Source organism: Dyella sp. AD56 (assembly GCF_002878475.1).
In the GTDB taxonomy this organism is placed as follows: Bacteria; Pseudomonadota; Gammaproteobacteria; order Xanthomonadales; family Rhodanobacteraceae; genus Dyella.
This window is the reverse complement of record NZ_NRDP01000012.1, coordinates 99,634-116,788: the sequence shown is the minus strand read 5'-3', so window position 1 is coordinate 116,788 and position 17,155 is coordinate 99,634. Positions and strand designations below refer to the sequence as shown.

The window sequence follows — 17,155 nt, the reverse complement described above, 5'->3', positions numbered from 1 at the left end:
GCCGGAGTCACCCATGCTTGCCAAGCGTTACCCCTATTACCTCGCCAACCAGCCGCAAACGTCCAAGGAAACGATGGACGTGCTGGACAAATACAGCGGAAAAGTCGCCACCAAGGTGGCCGTGCCTGATGCCAAGGCCGTCGAGAAGGCCATTGCCGCCGCGGTGAAGGCGACGATCCCCATGCGCGAATTCAAGCCATGGGCCCGACAGGAGGTACTGCAACATTGCGTGCAGCGTTTCAAGGAGCGCCGCGAGGAACTCGCCTATGCACTGTGCGTCGAAGCCGGCAAGCCGATCAAAGATTCCGACGGTGAAGTCACGCGCCTGATCGAAACGTTCTCCATTGCGGCGGAAGAAGCCGTTCGCATCAATGGCGAAACGATTAATCTCGATATCGCCAAGCGCCTCGACGGCTACCACGGTTACACCAAGCGCGTGCCGCTGGGCCCGGTGTCGTTCATCACGCCCTTCAATTTTCCGCTGAACCTGGTGGCGCACAAGGTTGCACCCGCCATCGCCGCCGGATGTCCGTTCGTGCTGAAGCCGGCGGAACGCACGCCCATCGGAGCACTCATCATTGGCGAGGTGCTGGCGGAAACCGATCTGCCCAAAGGCGCGTTCTCCATCCTCAACCTGGATGGCAAGCATGCCGGCCCACTGGTGGAAGATCCGCGCTTCAAGCTGCTCTCCTTCACCGGCAGCCAGATCGGCTGGGATTTGAAGGCGCGCGCCGGCCACAAGAAAGTGACGCTGGAACTCGGCGGCAACGCGGCCTGCATCATCGACGCGGACCAGGGACCGCATCTCGATCATGTGATCGACCGCCTCGTGTTCGGCGCGTTCTATCAGTCCGGCCAGAGCTGCATCAGCGTGCAGCGCATCTACGTGCACGAATCGCTGTATGACGAACTGAAGAAGCGGCTGGTTGCGGCCGTGAAGAAGCTCAAGGCCGGCGACCCGAAGAAGAAGGACACCTTCCTCGGCCCCATGATCGACGAAGCCGCCGCCGAGCGCCTGCACGGCTGGATCGAGGAAGCGCGCAAGGGTGGCGGCAGCGTGCTGTGCGGTGGCAAGCGCAAAGGCGCCATGCTGGAAGCCACGTTGATGGAGAACGTACCCACCAGCGCCAAAGCGCATCGCATGGAAGCCTTCGGCCCATTCGCCCTGCTCACACCGTTCCGCACGTTCGACGAGGTCGTAGCCATGGTCAACGACTCTGACTATGGCCTGCAAGCCGGCATCTTCACCGACAGCCTTTCCAAAGCCATGCGTGCATGGAACGAGCTGGACCAGGGCGGCGTAGTGGTCAACGACGTGCCCAGCTTCCGTGTCGACAACATGCCCTACGGCGGCGTGAAGCTCTCCGGCATCGGCCGCGAAGGTGTGCGCTGGGCCATTGAGGATATGACGGAGCTACGTCTCATGGTGATGCGCGAGCGCTGATTTCGCAGGTACTTTCGCCAGCCGCCACACCGCCCTCCGGCTGTCACTGATCTGTCTTGCGCGGGTGCTTAGCTTGCGCAAGACCGACCATAAGGGCATGTCATGCAGACCGAAGTCGCAGTCGTCTCCACCGCAACAGCACGGCCAGGAAGCGGTCGAATTTTCGCCCTGATATTCGGCGTCATCCTGCTGGTAGGCGCGGGCTACGCCGGACTGCATTTGATGCAGGATCTATCCAGCATCCATGTGCAATCCATCGCGCCCTTCGTTCTGCTGGGTGTGGCGCTGCTGATCGCCCTGGCATTCGAATTCGTCAACGGCTTCCACGACACCGCCAATGCGGTGGCGACAGTGATCTACACCAACTCGATGCCGGCCAACATGGCGGTGATCTGGTCGGGCACCTTCAACTTCCTCGGCGTGCTCACTTCATCAGGCGCGGTGGCGTTCACCGTGGTATCGCTGCTGCCGGTGGAGCTGATTCTGCAGGTTGGCGGGCAAGCGGGCTTCGCCATGGTGTTTGCCTTGTTGATCGCGGCCATCCTGTGGAATCTCGGCACCTGGTATTTCGGCCTGCCCAATTCCTCCTCGCACACGTTGATCGGTTCGATCATCGGCGTAGGTCTGGCCAACCAGCTCATCTCCACGCGCAGTGGCACCAGCGGCGTGAACTGGGATGCCGCCATGGGCGTGTTCAGGGGGCTGGTGTTCTCCCCCATCGCTGGCTTCCTGCTCGCTGGCCTGCTGATGCTGTTGCTGAAGCAACTGGTAAAGATTCCCGCCCTGTACCGTGCCCCTGAGGGCAAGACGCCGCCGCCGTGGCCCATCCGCGCCCTGCTGGTGCTGACCTGCACCGGCGTAAGCTTCAGCCACGGCTCGAACGACGGGCAGAAAGGCATGGGCCTGATCATGCTGATCCTGATTGGCACCGTGCCGACGGCGTACGCGCTGAATGGCGCGGTATCGGGCGGCGAAGTAAAAACCTTCCACCAAGTCTCCGTCGACACGCAACGCGTGCTTGGGGGCATCGCAGGCAGCGTGACGTTCGATGGTGACCCGCGCGCCATCGTTACCACCGCCGTGCAGCAGCACACGGCGCAACCAACGACGGCACCGGCACTCGCCCAGCTCATCGGGCAGATCGATCATGAAGTCGGCAACCGCCCCTCGCTCAAATCCGTGCCGCCCGATCAGATGGGTAACGTGCGCAATGACATCTACCTGGCCAACGCCGCCATTCCGCTGGTGCTGGCGCAACCGGGGCTCAGCAAGGACCAGACCGCCACGCTGACCGCCTGGCGTGGCCTGGGCACTCAGGCCATCCAGTTCATTCCGCCGTGGGTGAAGGTGGCCGTCGCCCTGGCACTAGGCCTGGGCACCATGGTCGGCTGGAAGCGCATCGTGGTAACAGTCGGCGAGAAGATCGGCAAGGAGCACCTGACCTATGCCCAGGGAGCCTCGGCCGAGCTGGTGGCGATGGGGCTGATCCAAGCCGCTGACATGTTCCACCTGCCGGTCAGTACCACCCATGTGCTCACTTCGGGTGTCGCCGGCACCATGGCCGCCAACGGTTCCGGACTGCAATGGTCCACCGTGCGCAATCTGCTGATGGCCTGGGTGCTCACCCTGCCCGCCTCGATCCTGCTGGCCGGCGGCCTGTACATTGTCCTCCGCCAGGTTTTCTAAGCGTTAACGCTGGCGGGGCGGAGGCGATCGGCCGCCCCGGTTCGGTTGCATGGTGGTCTTCACGCGTCACATCTGGCGTCGCGATCACGGCTATTGTTCAATCATGAGGCCCGCCACGGCGGGCCGTAGCCGTCGCGTCCTCTCAAGGAGCTTGCCGGATGCATGTGAAAACCGTTCTGTGGCTGGGCGCATTGACGCTTGCCACGTCCGCGTGGGCGCAAAATGGCCCTACGCCGTCCACGACGGTGCCCGCACCGGCAGCCGCCGTGCAATTGCAGACCGTTACTGTGCACGGCCAACAACCAGGGCCGGCACTATGGGAAGTGCATCGCGGCGACCATACCCTGTGGATCGTGGGCACGCTCACGCCGCTGCCCAAGCATGCCGAGTGGCAATGGGCAAAGCTGGAACAGGCCCTGGCCCGCTCCTCCGAACTACTGGAAGCACCGTCCGCGCGCCTGCAGATGCCTCACAGCCTGTTTGCGCGCCTCGCCTTGCAGCCGTCGGCCAAGCTGAATCCCGGTGGCGCGACCCTGACGCGACTGCTGCCGCCCGACATGTATGAGCGCTGGGTTGCGCTGCGCCACCAATACCTGGGTGACGACGACGCTCTGGAGTACATGCGCCCGATCATCGTGGCTCAGCAGCTGTACGAAAAGGCGCTGGCCGCAAGCGACCTAAGTAACGACGTCGACGTGCCCGACATGGTGGAGAAGCTCGCACGCCACCACGGCACCCGCATCATCGGCGTGCGCTATCAACTGATTGTCACCCGCGCCCCGCCCACTACCTCCGCCGACAGCGACCAGCAACAGGGGATCGACTGCCTCAACGAGACGATGCAACTGGTCGAGCACGACCTACCCAAGCTGACTCAGCGCGCCAATGCCTGGGCCACTGGCGACATGAGCACACTGCAAAGCCTGATGCCCCAGAAGAGTTATGAACCGTGCATCGTATCGTCGATCAACGGCGACTTCGAAAAGCAACTGCACATGCCCGACCTGCCCCAGCGCATCGAGTCGGCATGGATGGACGCTGCGGAAGAAGCCATGCTACGTAACCGCAATACGGTGGCGATTCTTTCGATGGACCAGTTGCTGTCCACCGACGGCTACCTGGCCAAGCTCAAGGCGCGCGGCTACGTCGTTCACGCACCGGACGGCGTACAGCAGTAGCCCACGCAAGGCACCAACAAAAAAGGCCGCGCCTCTCGTCGAGGCGCGGCCTTTTTTCATGAAACAGACGCTATTTACTTTGCGCCGTAGAGCGTCGCGGCATCCGCCTTGAAGGACTCGGCGCTGCCCGGACGGCTGTAGAACATGTGACCACCCGGATAGACCGACAGCTTCACGCGCTGCGCCTGTCCGAACGTCGGCATCTGGTCGATGATCAGCTGCGAGGTGAAGAAGGGGCACGACAGGTCGTTGTAACCGTGCACGATCAGCACCTTCATGTTCGGGTCGTTGCCGATGGCCTTGCGCAGATCCGCTACCGGCTTGTCGTCCGCATTGCCGCGATCCCATGCCTTGTTGACCGCGTACGAAAGCGCTTCGTAATGCGCGTCCGTCTTCCAGCCCACTTCGCGCGTCACGAAATCCACCATGGCGCTGGTCGTCGGCGCCAGCAGTGCCTCGAGGATGGGGTCACCCGACTGGCGCTCTGCGGAGCCCGGGAACGGATCGAACGCGGTGACATTGGAGTCGTACACGCTGCCGATCTTCTTATCGGAACGATGCACTTCACGCAGGTAGGTGCCGATGTCGACGCGCCCGTCCAGACGCGACACCACCGCCGGATCCAGGCCGGTATAGGCCGACACCTTCTGCACCATACGACCGATCGCGCCCGGATCGGAACGGCCGGACAGGTAATCGGTGACGAACTGCGTGCGGACGTACTTCTCCACGTCGGCCATGGCGGCCGGCGTGAGCTTGCCCTCGCTTTCCAGATGCGCGGCCGTCATGGACGGCAGGTTGATCATCCACGGCAGCGGTGACAGCGCATCGCCATCGCCAATGGCGGCGGGGTCGAGGTACGGCGACACCATCACCAGACCATTCACGCCCACACCCATGTGCGTCTGCAGTTCATAGGCAATACGCGGTGCGCGGTAACCGCCGTAGCTTTCACCCATGACGTACTTGGGCGCGCGCAGACGGCCATGCTTAACCAGCCAGTCATACACCACGCGCGACAGGTACTTGATATCCGCTTCGGTGGAGTAGAAATCCTTCTTGGTCTGCTCGTCGTCTTCCAGCGAGCGCGAGAAACCCGTGCCCACCGGATCGATGAACACCAGATCGCTCATGTCGAGCCAAGTGTTGGGGTTGTCTTTGGTGACGGCGGCGTCGGATGGCGCATCGCCGTCCACGCCGAACTGGATGCGCTTGGGGCCGATGGCGCCCATGTTGAGGTACACCGATGACGCACCCGGGCCACCGTTGAAGGCGAAGGTCACCGGCCGGTGCGAATCGCTCCCCGGCACCACGTACGACGTGTAGACCACGTCGGCGATCTTCTTGCCCTTGGCGTCGCGCACCGGGATGGTGCCCACCGTTGCCTCGTAGGACACCGTGCGGCCGCCCACGCGTACGCTCTGCTTGATGGTCTTGTCCGCAGGCAGCGGCGGCAGTTCAGCATCGGCCTTCTTATCAGCGGCCTCCGCGGCCGGCTTGGCATCCTTGCCCTCCGCCGCATGGGCAGCCCAGGGGGCTACCGCGACGCCCAGCACAAACACCGCCGCGCACCACGCGGCTCCACGCCCCACACGGGCGAAACGACCCAGAACGGGTAGATCAGATTTCATCGGCACTCTCACGCAAAGACCCATGGGAATAGCCCGGCGGCACGCACGGGCGAACGGCCATAGATGCGGCAAGCCGCACGGCGTCACCAGTGCCGTAAGGCACGGTCAAGGGCTTGCGATGGGTGCTGGCGCTATACCTGTGCTGATGCCATGGGAGCGTCAGCGCGTGGCCGCGCACCCACTATCACCAGCCACAACATGAAAGCCACCTCGCCGAACTGCAGCGGAAATGCGACGTTGGAAACGGCATCTTCGTAAGCAGGCAGCAGCAGTCCCGACACGCACAAGGCCAGGTAAGCCACCCCGTTGAGGATCAGCCAGTACCCCAAAAAGCGCGGCAGGAAGTGGGAGCGAATGACCAGCAGGGCTAGCGGGAACAGCCACAGTCCCCAGAACATTTCCGCACAGGTGATCATTTCACCGTGCAACCGCAGGAACAGCGAAGCCAACGCATTGCGCTGAGACACGTCGAACGACGCCAGCCAATCGCCACCCTGTACCATCATCAGGGCGGCCACGTCGTTGAGCACGTTGAAGAGGTACAGCGGTGTATCCATGAAGCCGAGCACGAACATCAGTGCAGCCAAGGTCTTGTTCACGCCTTTAAACAGGTGATACAGCGCAAAGGTCAGAAACAGACTGATCGTCCCCGTGACCACGTCACTGAAGATGCCCAACCGAAACAGCATGTCGTGTGCCGCGATGTTGTGCACGGTCGCCGCTGCATCGCCGTGGACGAACAATGCGCCCGGAATGTAGACGAGGCGGAACGGCCCCACCAGCGTCAGTGCCAGGTAAATCAGCCCAGCGATTCGCGCGTCACGTTTGAGTGTACTCATGTGTCCTTCCCCTCGATGTTCCCAGGTTTCGATGGCGCGCGCCGATCAAGTCGCCGCCAGCACCATCCGATGCGGGTTCTGCATACGCCCTCCTGGCTGTCGCGACAAGCGCGAACGGGATCGATGACCGCGCTACTGTCGCCTGCACGGCTTACCCCTCGCAAGAATGACTAATGGGGCAGAAGCTCCGCCGGACGAGCTGCATCCGACGCCCATGAGTCACCGATCGATGGGCGCCGACGGTCGGTTACATCTGTTCCTGCCATTGAAAATAGCGGCGCTGGGCGATGCCGAGCAGGTCGTGGTCTTCCTTCGTATCACCGTAGGCATACACCACGGGATAACTCGCCAGATCATAGGCATCGCGTACGCGACGCGATTTCTCGGCGTTCACGCACTGCTCGCCACGATAGCGACCCGTAAGGCGGCCTTCGTACGACTCCAGCCGCGAACACAGCAGTTCGAGCCCGTGCTCTCGGCACCAGTGGGACAGATAGACGTCCAAAGCGCCGGAGACAACGACAATCCGATCGCCCTGCTCCCGGTGCCACTGGATGCGCTCCAGCGCCTGCGTGCGCAGCACGCCGGGAAGCTCCTTGCGGGCGAACTGCTCACCCAGCGCGAAAGCGTCCGCTTCCGGCACACCACGAAAACCGACTTGCACAGCGCAGCGACGCATCAGGCTGGGAGACAGCCAGCCAAGCTTGTAGCCAAGCACCATCGGTGCAAGCAAGGCTGTACCCATGACGCGGCGGCGCGGCGAAATGGCAAACTCGATAAAGGGGCGAAACATCTCCCGCGTTGTAATGGTTCCATCGAAATCGAACAAAGCGAGATTCATGAAGCTCCCTGGCAGCCTGTCTCGTGGGCATCTCCTGCACGCGCGGCGCATCGTCGACACACGGATGCCGGCAGTCAAGTGCCGTCAGGCAGCGGTTTCGGCATCCGAAACGCGCATACGGGCAACGTCGCGCAATGGCGGCGCACCAAAATGACGACTGTATTCACGACTGAACTGCGATGGGCTTTCATAGCCCACGCGATGCGCCGCCGTGGCGACATCGCACTGATCGGCCAACAGCAGGCGGCGCGCCTCCTGCAGCCGCAACTGCTTCTGATATTGCAACGGACTCATGGCCGTGATGGCGCGAAAATGATGGTGCAGCGACGACGCACTCATGTTCACCCGCATCGCCAGTTCGTCGATGCGCAAGGGCTCGTCGTAGTGGCGGCGCAGCCACTCGATCGCACGCGAAATCTGGTGGCCCTGGCTGCCGGAGGTGGCGATCTGCGCCAGCCGTGCGCCTTGCTCGCCGGTCAGCAGGCGATACAGCAACTCGCGCTCAATGAGCGGCCCCAGCATGGCGAGGTCATGCGGCGTGTCGAGCAGTCGCACCAGTCGCAGCAAGGGATCGAGCAAGCCGCCATCCAGCGGACTCATCGAAAGACCGGGCGCCGAGACCGCCGCGCCCCGATGCCCTTGCACCTCGGGCAGCAGTTCGCGAATGCGCTGCAGATCGAGCCGGTAGGTCAGGCACAGGCATGGCTCGTCGATCGAGGCCCGCACCACCTGGGCCGACACGGGCACATCCACTGCCGTCACCATGTACGACGCCGGCTCGTGCAGAAAGGACTGCTGGCCCAGCAGGATCTGTTTGGCGCCCTGCAGGGCCAGACCCAGACCGGGCTCGTACATCGCGCACGTGGGCACGCCAGTCGAGTTGGCCCGATACAGGACCAGGGCCGGCCAAGCGGTGCCGCACACGCCTTCGGCCGGCGCCAATCGTTCAACCCGTGCTGTCAATTCCTCGCCATCCAGCGCCAGGCGCGCCGGGACGTCGAACCGGGAAAGCTTTTCGTTCATGGACTTGCCACCTTTTTATGCAGGACAAGCTTGCCCGTTCCTCCGCCGCATGGGGAGTCTTTTACAGCAGACGCTGCAGAATCAGGCAATCATTTCGCAGGATCCGGCTACCCGGCGACCCTGCCCGGCACCCATACTTCGCGGCCTCGCCGTTCCATCCCCAAGGAGTCACGCCATGACGTTTCCTACCCGCGGCTATGCCGCTCAGTCCGCCACCACGCCGCTGGCGCCGTTTCAGTTCGAGCGCCGCGCCGCCCGCCCGGATGACGTGGTGATCGACGTCCTGTATTGCGGCGTCTGCCACTCCGACATCCACCAGGCCCGCAACGAGTGGAACAGCAGCACGTTCCCGATGGTGCCCGGCCATGAAATCGTCGGCCGCGTCAGCGCAGTGGGCAGCGAGGTCACGAAGTTCAAGGTCGGCGACACCGTCGGCGTCGGCTGCATGGTTGACTCCTGCCAGCATTGCGCCTCGTGCCATGCCGGGCTCGAGCAGTACTGCGAACAAGGCGCCACCTGGACCTACAACGACAAGGACCGCCAGGATGGTTCGCTGACCTTCGGCGGCTACTCCGAGCGCGTCGTGGTGTCGGACAAGTTTGTGGTGTCCATCTCCGACAAGCTGGACCTGAAGGCTGCCGCACCGCTGCTGTGCGCCGGCATCACCACCTGGTCGCCGCTGCGTCACTGGAACGTGCGCAAGGGCAGCAAGGTCGCCGTGATCGGCCTCGGCGGCCTGGGCCACATGGGCCTGAAGTTCGCTAAGGCGATGGGCGCTGACGTCACCTTGTTCACCCGCTCGCCGGGCAAGGAAGAGGAAGCGCGTCGCCTGGGTGCCGACCACGTGGTGCTTTCCACCGACGAGCAGCAGATGGCGGCCGTGGCACGCCAGTTCGAGTTCATCCTCGACACCGTACCGAACCCGCACGATCTGAATCCGTACCTCAACACACTCGCCATCAACGGCGTACTGTGTCTGGTCGGTCAGCTGCAGCCGCTGGATCCGCCTGTGAACGCTGCGCAGGTGCTGCTGGGTCGCCGCTCCATCTCCGGCTCAGCCATCGGCGGCATCGCCGAGACGCAGGAAATGCTGGATTTCTGCGCTGAGCACAACATCGTCAGCGACATCGAAGTGATCGACATGAAGGACATCAATGCCGCCTACGAGCGCGTGATCAAGAGCGACGTGCGCTATCGCTTCGTGATCGACATCGCGTCGTTGAAAGCGGCCTGATGAAACACCCCGGGCGGACCAGTCCGCCCGGACACCCCCTCAAAACCGGCTCTTACACGGCCGGTTTTGTTTTTGCACCGATGTGTCGGCTCGCCTCGTGCGCTTCGCGCAGACGCTGGGCATGTGCCTTGAGCAGATCGCCACGCGTGACGATGCCCACCATCCGGCCATCGCGTGACACCACCGGCAAGCGACCCACGTCAGCCTCAACCATGTGATCGGCGGCTTCGCGCAAGGTGTGATCCTCGCGCACCACGATGGGCGGGCGCCCCAGCAACGACTGCACCGTGGCATCGATGGGCGCAGTCGTGCGCAGCAGATCCCGACGTGTCACTACACCCAGTAGACGACCCTCGCCATCGATCACCGGGAAGCCCTGGTGGTTGGCTGGTGCCGCTTCCGTGGCCAGCCATGCCCGCACTTCGCCCACCGTTTCCGATGCCCGCAGGCTCACCACATGACGACTGCAGGCTTCGCCAACGGAGATACGCTCCAGGTAATCCGCTGCGTATTCGGCCGGCACGCGAACGCCGCGACGGGCGATCTTCTCCGTCATGATGGTGTTGCGCATCATCAAGCCGGAAACGAGATACGCAGCGGCGCAGGCACCAAGCAAGGGCAACAGGCCATGCGGTTGCTGAGTAGTTTCGAAGGCAAACACCACCGACGTGAGGAAGGCGCGAGACGCACCGGCAAAGATGGCGGCCATGCACACCAGCGCAGCCACACGCGCGTCTACATGCAACCACGGCAGCCAGTTCACGCACAGCAAACCCAGCACGCCACCAAGAGCACTGCCGATGGTGAACAGTGGCGCCAACGTGCCACCGGACGTGCCGCTACCCAAGGCCACCGACCACGACAGCAGCTTCATCAGGCACAGCGCCAGCATGCCGGCGAAACCGATCTGCCCGGCAATCAACGCCGCGATATTGGTGTAGCCCACACCCAGCGTGGCCGGCATGAAGTAACCCACCACACCCACCACCACGCCACCGATGGCTGGCCACCACATCCAGTGGATCGGCAGCTTTTCGAAACCATCCTCGATGGCGTAGGTGAGCTTGGTGATACCCACGCTCGCCACACCGGTGATGATGCCCATGACGATATAGGCCACCACGGCGCCAAGTGCCGGCGTAGCGATGTCGGGCATCGGGAACATGGGCTCGTTCCCCTCCAACATGTAGCGAACGGCCGTGCCAATGACCGCCGCGAGCGCCACGGGAATCAATGAGCGCGCGCGGCGTTCGAACAACAGCAGCTCGATAGCCAGCAGCACCGAGGAAATCGGCGCAGAGAACACCGCCGCCATGCCGGCCGCGGCGCCAGCAGCAAGCAACGTCTTGCGTTCGTCGGCGGTGACGTGCAGCAGCTGGCCAACCAATGAGCCTAGCGCGCCACCGGTTGCGATAATCGGACCCTCCGCACCGAACGGACCGCCGGTACCGATGGCGATGGCGGAAGAGACCGGCTTGAGCCAGGTGATGCGCGGCGGGATGCGGCTTTCGTTGAGCAGCACCTGCTCCATCGCCTCGGGAATGCCGTGGCCACGGATAGCGCGTGAACCCCAGCGCGCCATGCCCCCGACGATCAGACCACCAACCACCGGTACGGCGATGACCCACAGCCCCAGATGGTTACCTGCGGGGCTGCTGAACTCGGTGCTGATGCGTCCATAGAAGGCGAGATTGGTCACCAGTCCGATCAAACCGGTCAATACACGGGCGACCAAGGCCACGACCGAACCCAGCACCATCGCCAGAAAACAGATCCACAACACCCGCCGCCCCAGCGGCCGGAAACGGCGTGGCATGTGGGCATCGCTGAGTGTGGGGTCCAACGACGGGGCGAGCGGAAGCGCCGCACGCGAGTGCGGGTCGGAAGACTTATCGGGGTGCATCAGGAAGGCCGGTAGGCAGGAAATCCGCGCAAGGTTACGCGGATATGAGCTCAGTAGCTGGCTGGAAAATGAACGGAAAATCTCGCGCTAGGGATCCAGTGGCGGCGCCTTCGGCGCGTTCCATCCCATCACGTTGTAAACGCGGTAACGCAGGATGCCCAGGTACTCGTGCAGCGTGGCATCCATGAGGAAGAAATCCCACGAATCGGGGGCGACTTCACGACGAGCATTGACCCAGTCGCCCGCAACCGGCTGCGGCACGACGCCGAAGTGGGCGAAGTACAACAGCGAGCGGCGCAAATGGATGCTCGACGTCACCAGCACGATGTGCTGGGGCGCGTAGCTGGCCAGCATCGGGCGAGTGAACTGCGCGTTCTGCCACGTGCTCATGCTGCGGGACTCGAGCGCGATATCCGCCTCGGGAATGCCGAGCGCGCGCAGCGCCCTGCCGTAGACCACGGCCTCCGCCTCGCCATGCGCTTGCGAATCACCACCGCTGGCCACCAGACGACACTCCTTTCCCGCCGCCTTGCACGCGCTATACAACTGTGCAGCCCGCAACAAACGCCCGTCGACGAAGAACGATGGCTGCAACGGCTGGTCTTCTACCACCGCCGTGCCCGCACCGAGCACCACGATGGCATTGCGCGGCGCCCAGGCAATGGAGGGGTTCACCTCATAACCGTGTTGCAGGCTGTCCGACAGCAACCTGGGTAGCGCACCGCAACCGATGCCAAAGAACAACAGCACCGTCAATGCCAGCAATACGCGCCCTGTCTTTCGCCAACGCCGGCGATACAGCAGCACAGACACCAGCAGCAGCACGAACAGGACAGTCAACATGCGGATTCCCCGCTCCATGGAAGGCATGGCATCTTAGGGCCTTACGCCGCGGCGAGGCGATAGCTCACAACCTTGTCATCTGTCGGCCTATGGACACGGCCGGCACTAGGCGAATGGACAACGGAGCAACACGGGGAACCGGTTCATGACCACACTCGTTTTCGTGCACGGCTGGAGCGTGACCAACACATCGACGTATGGCGCGCTGCCGCGGCAATTGCAGGCACAAGCTGCTGCGGAAGGCATTGCATTGAACGTGACCGACATCTGGCTATCCGAGTACGTGAGCTTCGACGACGCGGTCACCATGCCCGACGTGGTGCGCGCCTTCGACCATGCACTGCGCGATCTACATCTGCACGACGCCAGCTTTGCCTGCATTACCCATTCCACCGGTGGCCCGGTGGTGCGCGAGTGGCTGCGCGCCCAGCGCGAGCGCCCTCATGCCTTTGGCACGATTCGCCTGACGCACCTGATAATGTTAGCGCCGGCCAATTTCGGCTCCGCACTCGCCCAGCTCGGCAAGGGCATGCTGGCACGCGTGCAGGCATGGGCCGGCGGCGTGGAGCCTGGACGGCGCATCCTCGATTGGCTGGAACTGGGCAGCCCCGAATCGCTGTCGCTCAATCTCGATCACATCCACGGTGGCGATCCCAGCGAGCGAAACCAATTCCTGTTCGTGCTTACCGGCGACCGGCCGGACCGCGCACTCTACGATCACATCAACACCTATACCGGTGAAGATGGCTCCGACGGTGTCGTTCGCATGGCGGCAGCCAACCTCAACGCGCAGCACGCGGTGCTCACCAGGGAAAGTGGCGGTGCCCCTGACACGCTCGCACTCAACGTCACCACGGCACCGCGCACGGCGTTCAAGCTGATACCCGGGGCGTCTCACTCCGGTACCGACCAGGGCATCATGGCGTCAGCGCCAGCCGCCACCGTGGATACCCTGCTCCGCTGTATGCGAGTACGTGATGCGAAGGGCTATCGGAGCCTTTGTGATGCGTTCGAAGACGAGAACGCGCAGCGCGATGCACAGCGGGTCGAACTGGAAACGGCGGGGCCCTTCCCCGCGCGCGTACACATCCACGACCCGCGCAGCATGCTGGTCGTACGCCTCACCGACGAAGCTGGCGAGCCGCTGGTAGGCGCGCGGTGGCTGCTGAAAGCGGGAACGCCACCGAACCCCGACTGGATGCCGCAGGGCTTCATGCTCGATCGACAGGCCAACAGCCGCCACGGCCACGTGATCACGTTCCTGCTCAACCACGCCCTGCTGGCTGGCGCGCCGCGCGTGGCAGATCCCGACTACAGCCGTCGCACGTTGCGCGCGGCCACGAGTAGCCATCGCCCTTACAGCGCCACCATCGAACCCGGCGACCTGAGCGGCCTCGTGCACCATGCGATCGCCACGACCGCTGCAAAGGATGATCTTTTCCAGATTCTCGCCCCGCACCAGACCACCGTGCTGGATGTTGTGCTGCCGCGGTTGGTACGGGAGGGGGTGTTCCGGCTCACCCGGTCGCTCAAGCCGAGGGACTTCAGTCATCCTGAGGCCGGCGCCATCGTCCCCTGACGAAAGTGATAGCCGCTCGTCCTAGCTGACAGCTCCCACGCCCCATGCCATAGTCGCAAGAATTTACGCGCACCTACGGATGGCAGGCGCGGCTAGCCGGCGATCGGCTAGCCAACACAGGGAGGCAATATGGTGAAGTGGATTTTGCTGGTGATACTCGCCGGCGCAGCGTGGTGGCATTTCGACTACAGCCACCGCATGACAGAAACGCAGATCAACGCCGCCTACGCAGACCACGTGGATGCCTTTCGTCGCTTCGATGCCGACGCGATCTGCGCGCACATGAGCGAGGACTTTGTCGGCGACGAAACGGTGCGGCAAGGTGAACAGAGCGTGCAGCGGCATTATGGCAAGGAAGATTTGTGCAAACAGATGCGGCGAAACCTCGACCTGATGAAGCGACTTAGCGCGGCCAGCGGCGGCCTGATCGAACTGGACATTGAGCTGGAGATCAAAAGCATTGAGCTGACGGTGAACCGCAAGCTCGCAACGGTGGAAACTGTGTACACCGCCCGGCTTGGCGACATGACCTTGGCACGCGAGCGCACCACTGAGCACCTGATTCGTCGCAATGGACGCATCCTGAGCACTGATGCGGAATCTAAGGTGTGGGCTTATTCGCCCCAGTAACCCCGCTATACCGGGGATTAACCCCACCCCGCTCTGCCATGCGTTTCATCGACATGTATCCGTCGATAAAACCCATGCACCATGCCCGCTGCTCCACGGCCATTTCATGCGCCATCGCGCGTTGACGCTTACCGTCAAGGCCGGTTTGCCTTAACCTCGCCGCCCATGGATGCCCCTGTGGATGACGACGCGACGCTGATGCTTGCCTATGCTCGGGGCGAGTCGGCGGCGTTCGACACGCTGTACGCACGGCACCGCGGGGCGCTGTATCGTTTCCTATTGCGCACGGCACGCGATCCGCAGCTTGCCGAAGAGCTTTTCCAGGACACCTGGAGCCGGGTTATCGCCTCGCGCACGCGCTATACGCCGCAGGCGAAATTCACCACCTGGCTACTGCAGATCGCGCATAACCTATTGATTGACAACCATCGGCGTAAGCGCCCGGTGGCTACCGGTGACGAGGCGGAGCGCGTTTTCGAACAAGCCGCGGCCCACGAGCACGAGCAGCCAGAACATGTGTTGTCGGAGTTCGAGCGTCGGCGGCGCCTGCAAATGGCCATCGAGCAGCTGCCAGATGAGCAGCGCACCGCCGTGTTGCTGCGACTGGAGAACGACCTGAGCGTAGAGGAGATCGCCGAAATCACCGGCGTGGGGCGCGAAACCGCCAAGTCGCGACTGCGCTATGCCATGAACCGTTTGCGCGAGCAGTTGGCCGAATGAGCACGCACGACCACGACAACGACGCACTGCCGGGCGAAGACGAGCTGAAGGCGCTCTATCGAAGCCTGCCGCGCAAGGAGCCGTCGCCCGCACTCGATCGCGCGATCAAACGCGCGGCAGCGGACGCCGTGCGCCCCGCGCAACGCCACTCCGTGCCGCGTTGGCCCGTCGCCGTTGCCAGCGTCGCCATGCTGGTAGTGGCTGCTGGCCTGGGCTGGCGCATGATGTTGCAGCCGTCGAACGTGCCTCAGATACCGAGCGCGAGCAGCGTACCGGCGAGCGCGGCACCTGCCGCCGGCCCCGATGCCCGCGCAACCCGCAACGCCTCCCGCACCTCCGGCGCCCGACATCGTGACTGCGCCCGAACCCGCTGCGGCACCCACCCCCAAGATGGTCCGGCGCGCGGCGCCATCCCCGTTGTCCGAACAGGACAACATTCGCTCTGCCATGAAACCGAAGATTGTGGTGCCTGTCGCCATGCCGGCACCCGCCCCGCCGCCAGCGGTGACCGAGGCATCCACCATGCCCGTGGAACCGTCGCCACAGGAAAGCATCGCCGCCGCACCTGCCCTGGCGCCACCTCCGCCTGCACCACCCTCGCCGATAGCGCCGGCGCCCTCCGCCATGGCCAATTCCGCGCCGACTACGGTCGTCGGAGGTCTGTCCGAGCGACAGGCCTATCGCGCTACCGCTATGAAGGTGATGGCGGCGCCCGCACCCATGCCCGCAGCGGACGCCACTGCCGCCAATCCGTCGGATACACCGGCACAGGAGCTGGACAAGATCCGCCAGCTGTTCGCCCTGCATCGCCGTGACGAGGCCCTGCAGCGACTCGCGGCCTTCCAGAAGACGCACCCGGACATGGCCTTGCCCGACGACCTGCGAGCGCAGCTACCTGATCATGAGTGACACGCTGCACACCCTCGCCGGTGCATGCCAGCACAGTGAGGACATCAAGAAAAGCCGCTTCCTTGCCCAGGCCGCCCCGGTGCAGACGCCCGAACAGGCACTCGCTTTTGTGCGACAGGTGGGCGACCCAGCCGCCACACACAATTGCTGGGCCTATCGCATCGGCCAGGATTACCGCTTCAACGACGATGGCGAACCCGGCGGCACGGCGGGTCGGCCGATCCTGCAGGCCATCGAGGGCCAGGGCATTGACCTCGCCGTGGTGGTGGTGACGCGATGGTATGGCGGCATCAAGCTCGGCGCAGGCGGCCTGGTGCGCGCCTATGGCGGCACGGCAGCCGAGTGCCTGCGTCGCGCCGAGCGCGTGCCCATCGTCGCCATGGCGCGACTGGGCATGCGCTGCGACTTCGCAGAACTGGCATTGCTCAAGGCACGCCTGCGGGAGCTGGAGGCTGAGATCACGCGCGAGGACTTTGGCGCCGAGGGTGTGGACCTGGAGATCTTGTTGCCCGCCCATCGCGTGGACGAAGCCCAGGCGCGCGTCACAGATATCAGTCGCGGACGACACGCGGCGCGGCGCCTGGATTGAATCGCTCTCGATCCGCCCCACCTTGGTGGAGTTCCACGATGCTTCCTCGACCTCCGGATAGAGATCACCGAGGCCAGGGATCGGATGCCCCTTCCACTGCACGCGA

The 17,155-nt window shown here is 63.7% G+C and carries 15 protein-coding genes; 9 read left to right on the top strand and 6 right to left on the bottom strand.

The features are described 5' to 3' along the window. The first annotated feature begins 13 nt into the window (after nt 1-13). The 3 genes from DyAD56_RS10455 to DyAD56_RS10445 all read left to right on the top strand — a co-directional run bounded on the left by DyAD56_RS10455 (nt 14) and on the right by DyAD56_RS10445 (nt 4,308). On the top strand, nt 14-1,444 hold the full coding sequence (locus tag DyAD56_RS10455) for an aldehyde dehydrogenase family protein (protein ID WP_102302704.1): 1,431 nt from the start codon (nt 14-16) through the stop codon (nt 1,442-1,444). Between the two features lie 102 nt (nt 1,445-1,546). Further along, the gene (locus tag DyAD56_RS10450; RefSeq protein ID WP_102302703.1) at nt 1,547-3,130 is read left to right on the top strand and encodes an inorganic phosphate transporter; all 1,584 of its coding nucleotides are present in this window, start codon (nt 1,547-1,549) and stop codon (nt 3,128-3,130) included. A 158-nt stretch (nt 3,131-3,288) separates the two neighbouring features. Next, nucleotides 3,289-4,308 (top strand): TraB/GumN family protein, encoded by a 1,020-nt coding sequence (locus DyAD56_RS10445; RefSeq protein WP_102302702.1) that lies wholly within the window; start codon nt 3,289-3,291, stop codon nt 4,306-4,308. Between the two features lie 74 nt (nt 4,309-4,382). On the opposite strand, the gene DyAD56_RS10440 is transcribed toward DyAD56_RS10445, so the two are convergent. From DyAD56_RS10440 to DyAD56_RS10425, 4 genes are all read right to left on the bottom strand, one after another. After that, nucleotides 4,383-5,939, bottom strand: coding sequence for a peptidase S10 (locus tag DyAD56_RS10440; protein WP_199178939.1), 1,557 nt, complete (start codon nt 5,937-5,939; stop codon nt 4,383-4,385). 131 nt (nt 5,940-6,070) lie between these two features. Beyond that, the gene (locus DyAD56_RS10435; RefSeq protein WP_102302701.1) at nt 6,071-6,778 is read right to left on the bottom strand and encodes a DUF4386 domain-containing protein; all 708 of its coding nucleotides are present in this window, start codon (nt 6,776-6,778) and stop codon (nt 6,071-6,073) included. A 247-nt stretch (nt 6,779-7,025) separates the two neighbouring features. Then, nucleotides 7,026-7,619, bottom strand: a complete 594-nt coding sequence (locus tag DyAD56_RS10430; RefSeq protein WP_102302700.1) for an HAD family hydrolase — start codon at nt 7,617-7,619, stop codon at nt 7,026-7,028. 84 nt (nt 7,620-7,703) lie between these two features. After that, nucleotides 7,704-8,642: an AraC family transcriptional regulator gene (locus DyAD56_RS10425; RefSeq protein WP_199178938.1), complete on the bottom strand. Its 939-nt coding sequence runs from the start codon at nt 8,640-8,642 to the stop codon at nt 7,704-7,706. A 175-nt stretch (nt 8,643-8,817) separates the two neighbouring features. Between DyAD56_RS10425 and DyAD56_RS10420 the strand changes: the two genes are divergently transcribed. After that, nucleotides 8,818-9,876: an NAD(P)-dependent alcohol dehydrogenase gene (locus DyAD56_RS10420; RefSeq protein WP_102302699.1), complete on the top strand. Its 1,059-nt coding sequence runs from the start codon at nt 8,818-8,820 to the stop codon at nt 9,874-9,876. Nucleotides 9,877-9,928: 52 nt separating this feature from the next. Here the strand turns inward: DyAD56_RS10420 and DyAD56_RS10415 are convergent, their stop codons facing one another. Then, nucleotides 9,929-11,692: a chloride channel protein gene (locus DyAD56_RS10415; RefSeq protein ID WP_102302734.1), complete on the bottom strand. Its 1,764-nt coding sequence runs from the start codon at nt 11,690-11,692 to the stop codon at nt 9,929-9,931. A gap of 174 nt (nt 11,693-11,866) precedes the next feature. Next, on the bottom strand, nt 11,867-12,622 hold the full coding sequence (locus DyAD56_RS10410; protein WP_102302698.1) for a YdcF family protein: 756 nt from the start codon (nt 12,620-12,622) through the stop codon (nt 11,867-11,869). Nucleotides 12,623-12,767: 145 nt separating this feature from the next. Between DyAD56_RS10410 and DyAD56_RS10405 the strand changes: the two genes are divergently transcribed. The 5 genes from DyAD56_RS10405 to DyAD56_RS10380 all read left to right on the top strand — a co-directional run bounded on the left by DyAD56_RS10405 (nt 12,768) and on the right by DyAD56_RS10380 (nt 17,049). Further along, nucleotides 12,768-14,201 (top strand): phospholipase, encoded by a 1,434-nt coding sequence (locus DyAD56_RS10405; protein ID WP_102302697.1) that lies wholly within the window; start codon nt 12,768-12,770, stop codon nt 14,199-14,201. Nucleotides 14,202-14,330: 129 nt separating this feature from the next. Next, nucleotides 14,331-14,831 carry a hypothetical protein gene (locus DyAD56_RS10400; RefSeq protein WP_102302696.1) on the top strand — a complete coding sequence of 167 codons (501 nt, stop codon included), beginning with the start codon at nt 14,331-14,333 and terminating at the stop codon, nt 14,829-14,831. Nucleotides 14,832-14,996: 165 nt separating this feature from the next. Further along, nucleotides 14,997-15,551, top strand: coding sequence for an RNA polymerase sigma factor (locus tag DyAD56_RS10395; RefSeq protein WP_102302695.1), 555 nt, complete (start codon nt 14,997-14,999; stop codon nt 15,549-15,551). A 447-nt stretch (nt 15,552-15,998) separates the two neighbouring features. Next, nucleotides 15,999-16,460: a hypothetical protein gene (locus DyAD56_RS23570; RefSeq protein WP_146010478.1), complete on the top strand. Its 462-nt coding sequence runs from the start codon at nt 15,999-16,001 to the stop codon at nt 16,458-16,460. Then, nucleotides 16,453-17,049, top strand: coding sequence for a YigZ family protein (locus DyAD56_RS10380; RefSeq protein ID WP_102302692.1), 597 nt, complete (start codon nt 16,453-16,455; stop codon nt 17,047-17,049). Before DyAD56_RS23570 ends, DyAD56_RS10380 begins: the two co-directional genes overlap by 8 nt. The last annotated feature ends 106 nt before the right edge of the window (nt 17,050-17,155 follow it).

Coding starts and splice junctions, on each gene's coding strand:
- DyAD56_RS23570 (WP_146010478.1), top strand. CDS start 15,999: ATGAAACCGAAGATTGTGGTGCCTGTCGCCATGCCGGCACCCGCCCCG.
- DyAD56_RS10435 (WP_102302701.1), bottom strand. CDS start 6,778: ATGAGTACACTCAAACGTGACGCGCGAATCGCTGGGCTGATTTACCTG.
- DyAD56_RS10450 (WP_102302703.1), top strand. CDS start 1,547: ATGCAGACCGAAGTCGCAGTCGTCTCCACCGCAACAGCACGGCCAGGA.
- DyAD56_RS10440 (WP_199178939.1), bottom strand. CDS start 5,939: ATGAAATCTGATCTACCCGTTCTGGGTCGTTTCGCCCGTGTGGGGCGT.
- DyAD56_RS10455 (WP_102302704.1), top strand. CDS start 14: ATGCTTGCCAAGCGTTACCCCTATTACCTCGCCAACCAGCCGCAAACG.
- DyAD56_RS10420 (WP_102302699.1), top strand. CDS start 8,818: ATGACGTTTCCTACCCGCGGCTATGCCGCTCAGTCCGCCACCACGCCG.
- DyAD56_RS10380 (WP_102302692.1), top strand. CDS start 16,453: ATGAGTGACACGCTGCACACCCTCGCCGGTGCATGCCAGCACAGTGAG.
- DyAD56_RS10425 (WP_199178938.1), bottom strand. CDS start 8,642: ATGAACGAAAAGCTTTCCCGGTTCGACGTCCCGGCGCGCCTGGCGCTG.
- DyAD56_RS10415 (WP_102302734.1), bottom strand. CDS start 11,692: ATGCCACGCCGTTTCCGGCCGCTGGGGCGGCGGGTGTTGTGGATCTGT.
- DyAD56_RS10400 (WP_102302696.1), top strand. CDS start 14,331: ATGGTGAAGTGGATTTTGCTGGTGATACTCGCCGGCGCAGCGTGGTGG.
- DyAD56_RS10405 (WP_102302697.1), top strand. CDS start 12,768: ATGACCACACTCGTTTTCGTGCACGGCTGGAGCGTGACCAACACATCG.
- DyAD56_RS10430 (WP_102302700.1), bottom strand. CDS start 7,619: ATGAATCTCGCTTTGTTCGATTTCGATGGAACCATTACAACGCGGGAG.
- DyAD56_RS10445 (WP_102302702.1), top strand. CDS start 3,289: ATGCATGTGAAAACCGTTCTGTGGCTGGGCGCATTGACGCTTGCCACG.
- DyAD56_RS10395 (WP_102302695.1), top strand. CDS start 14,997: ATGGATGCCCCTGTGGATGACGACGCGACGCTGATGCTTGCCTATGCT.
- DyAD56_RS10410 (WP_102302698.1), bottom strand. CDS start 12,622: ATGTTGACTGTCCTGTTCGTGCTGCTGCTGGTGTCTGTGCTGCTGTAT.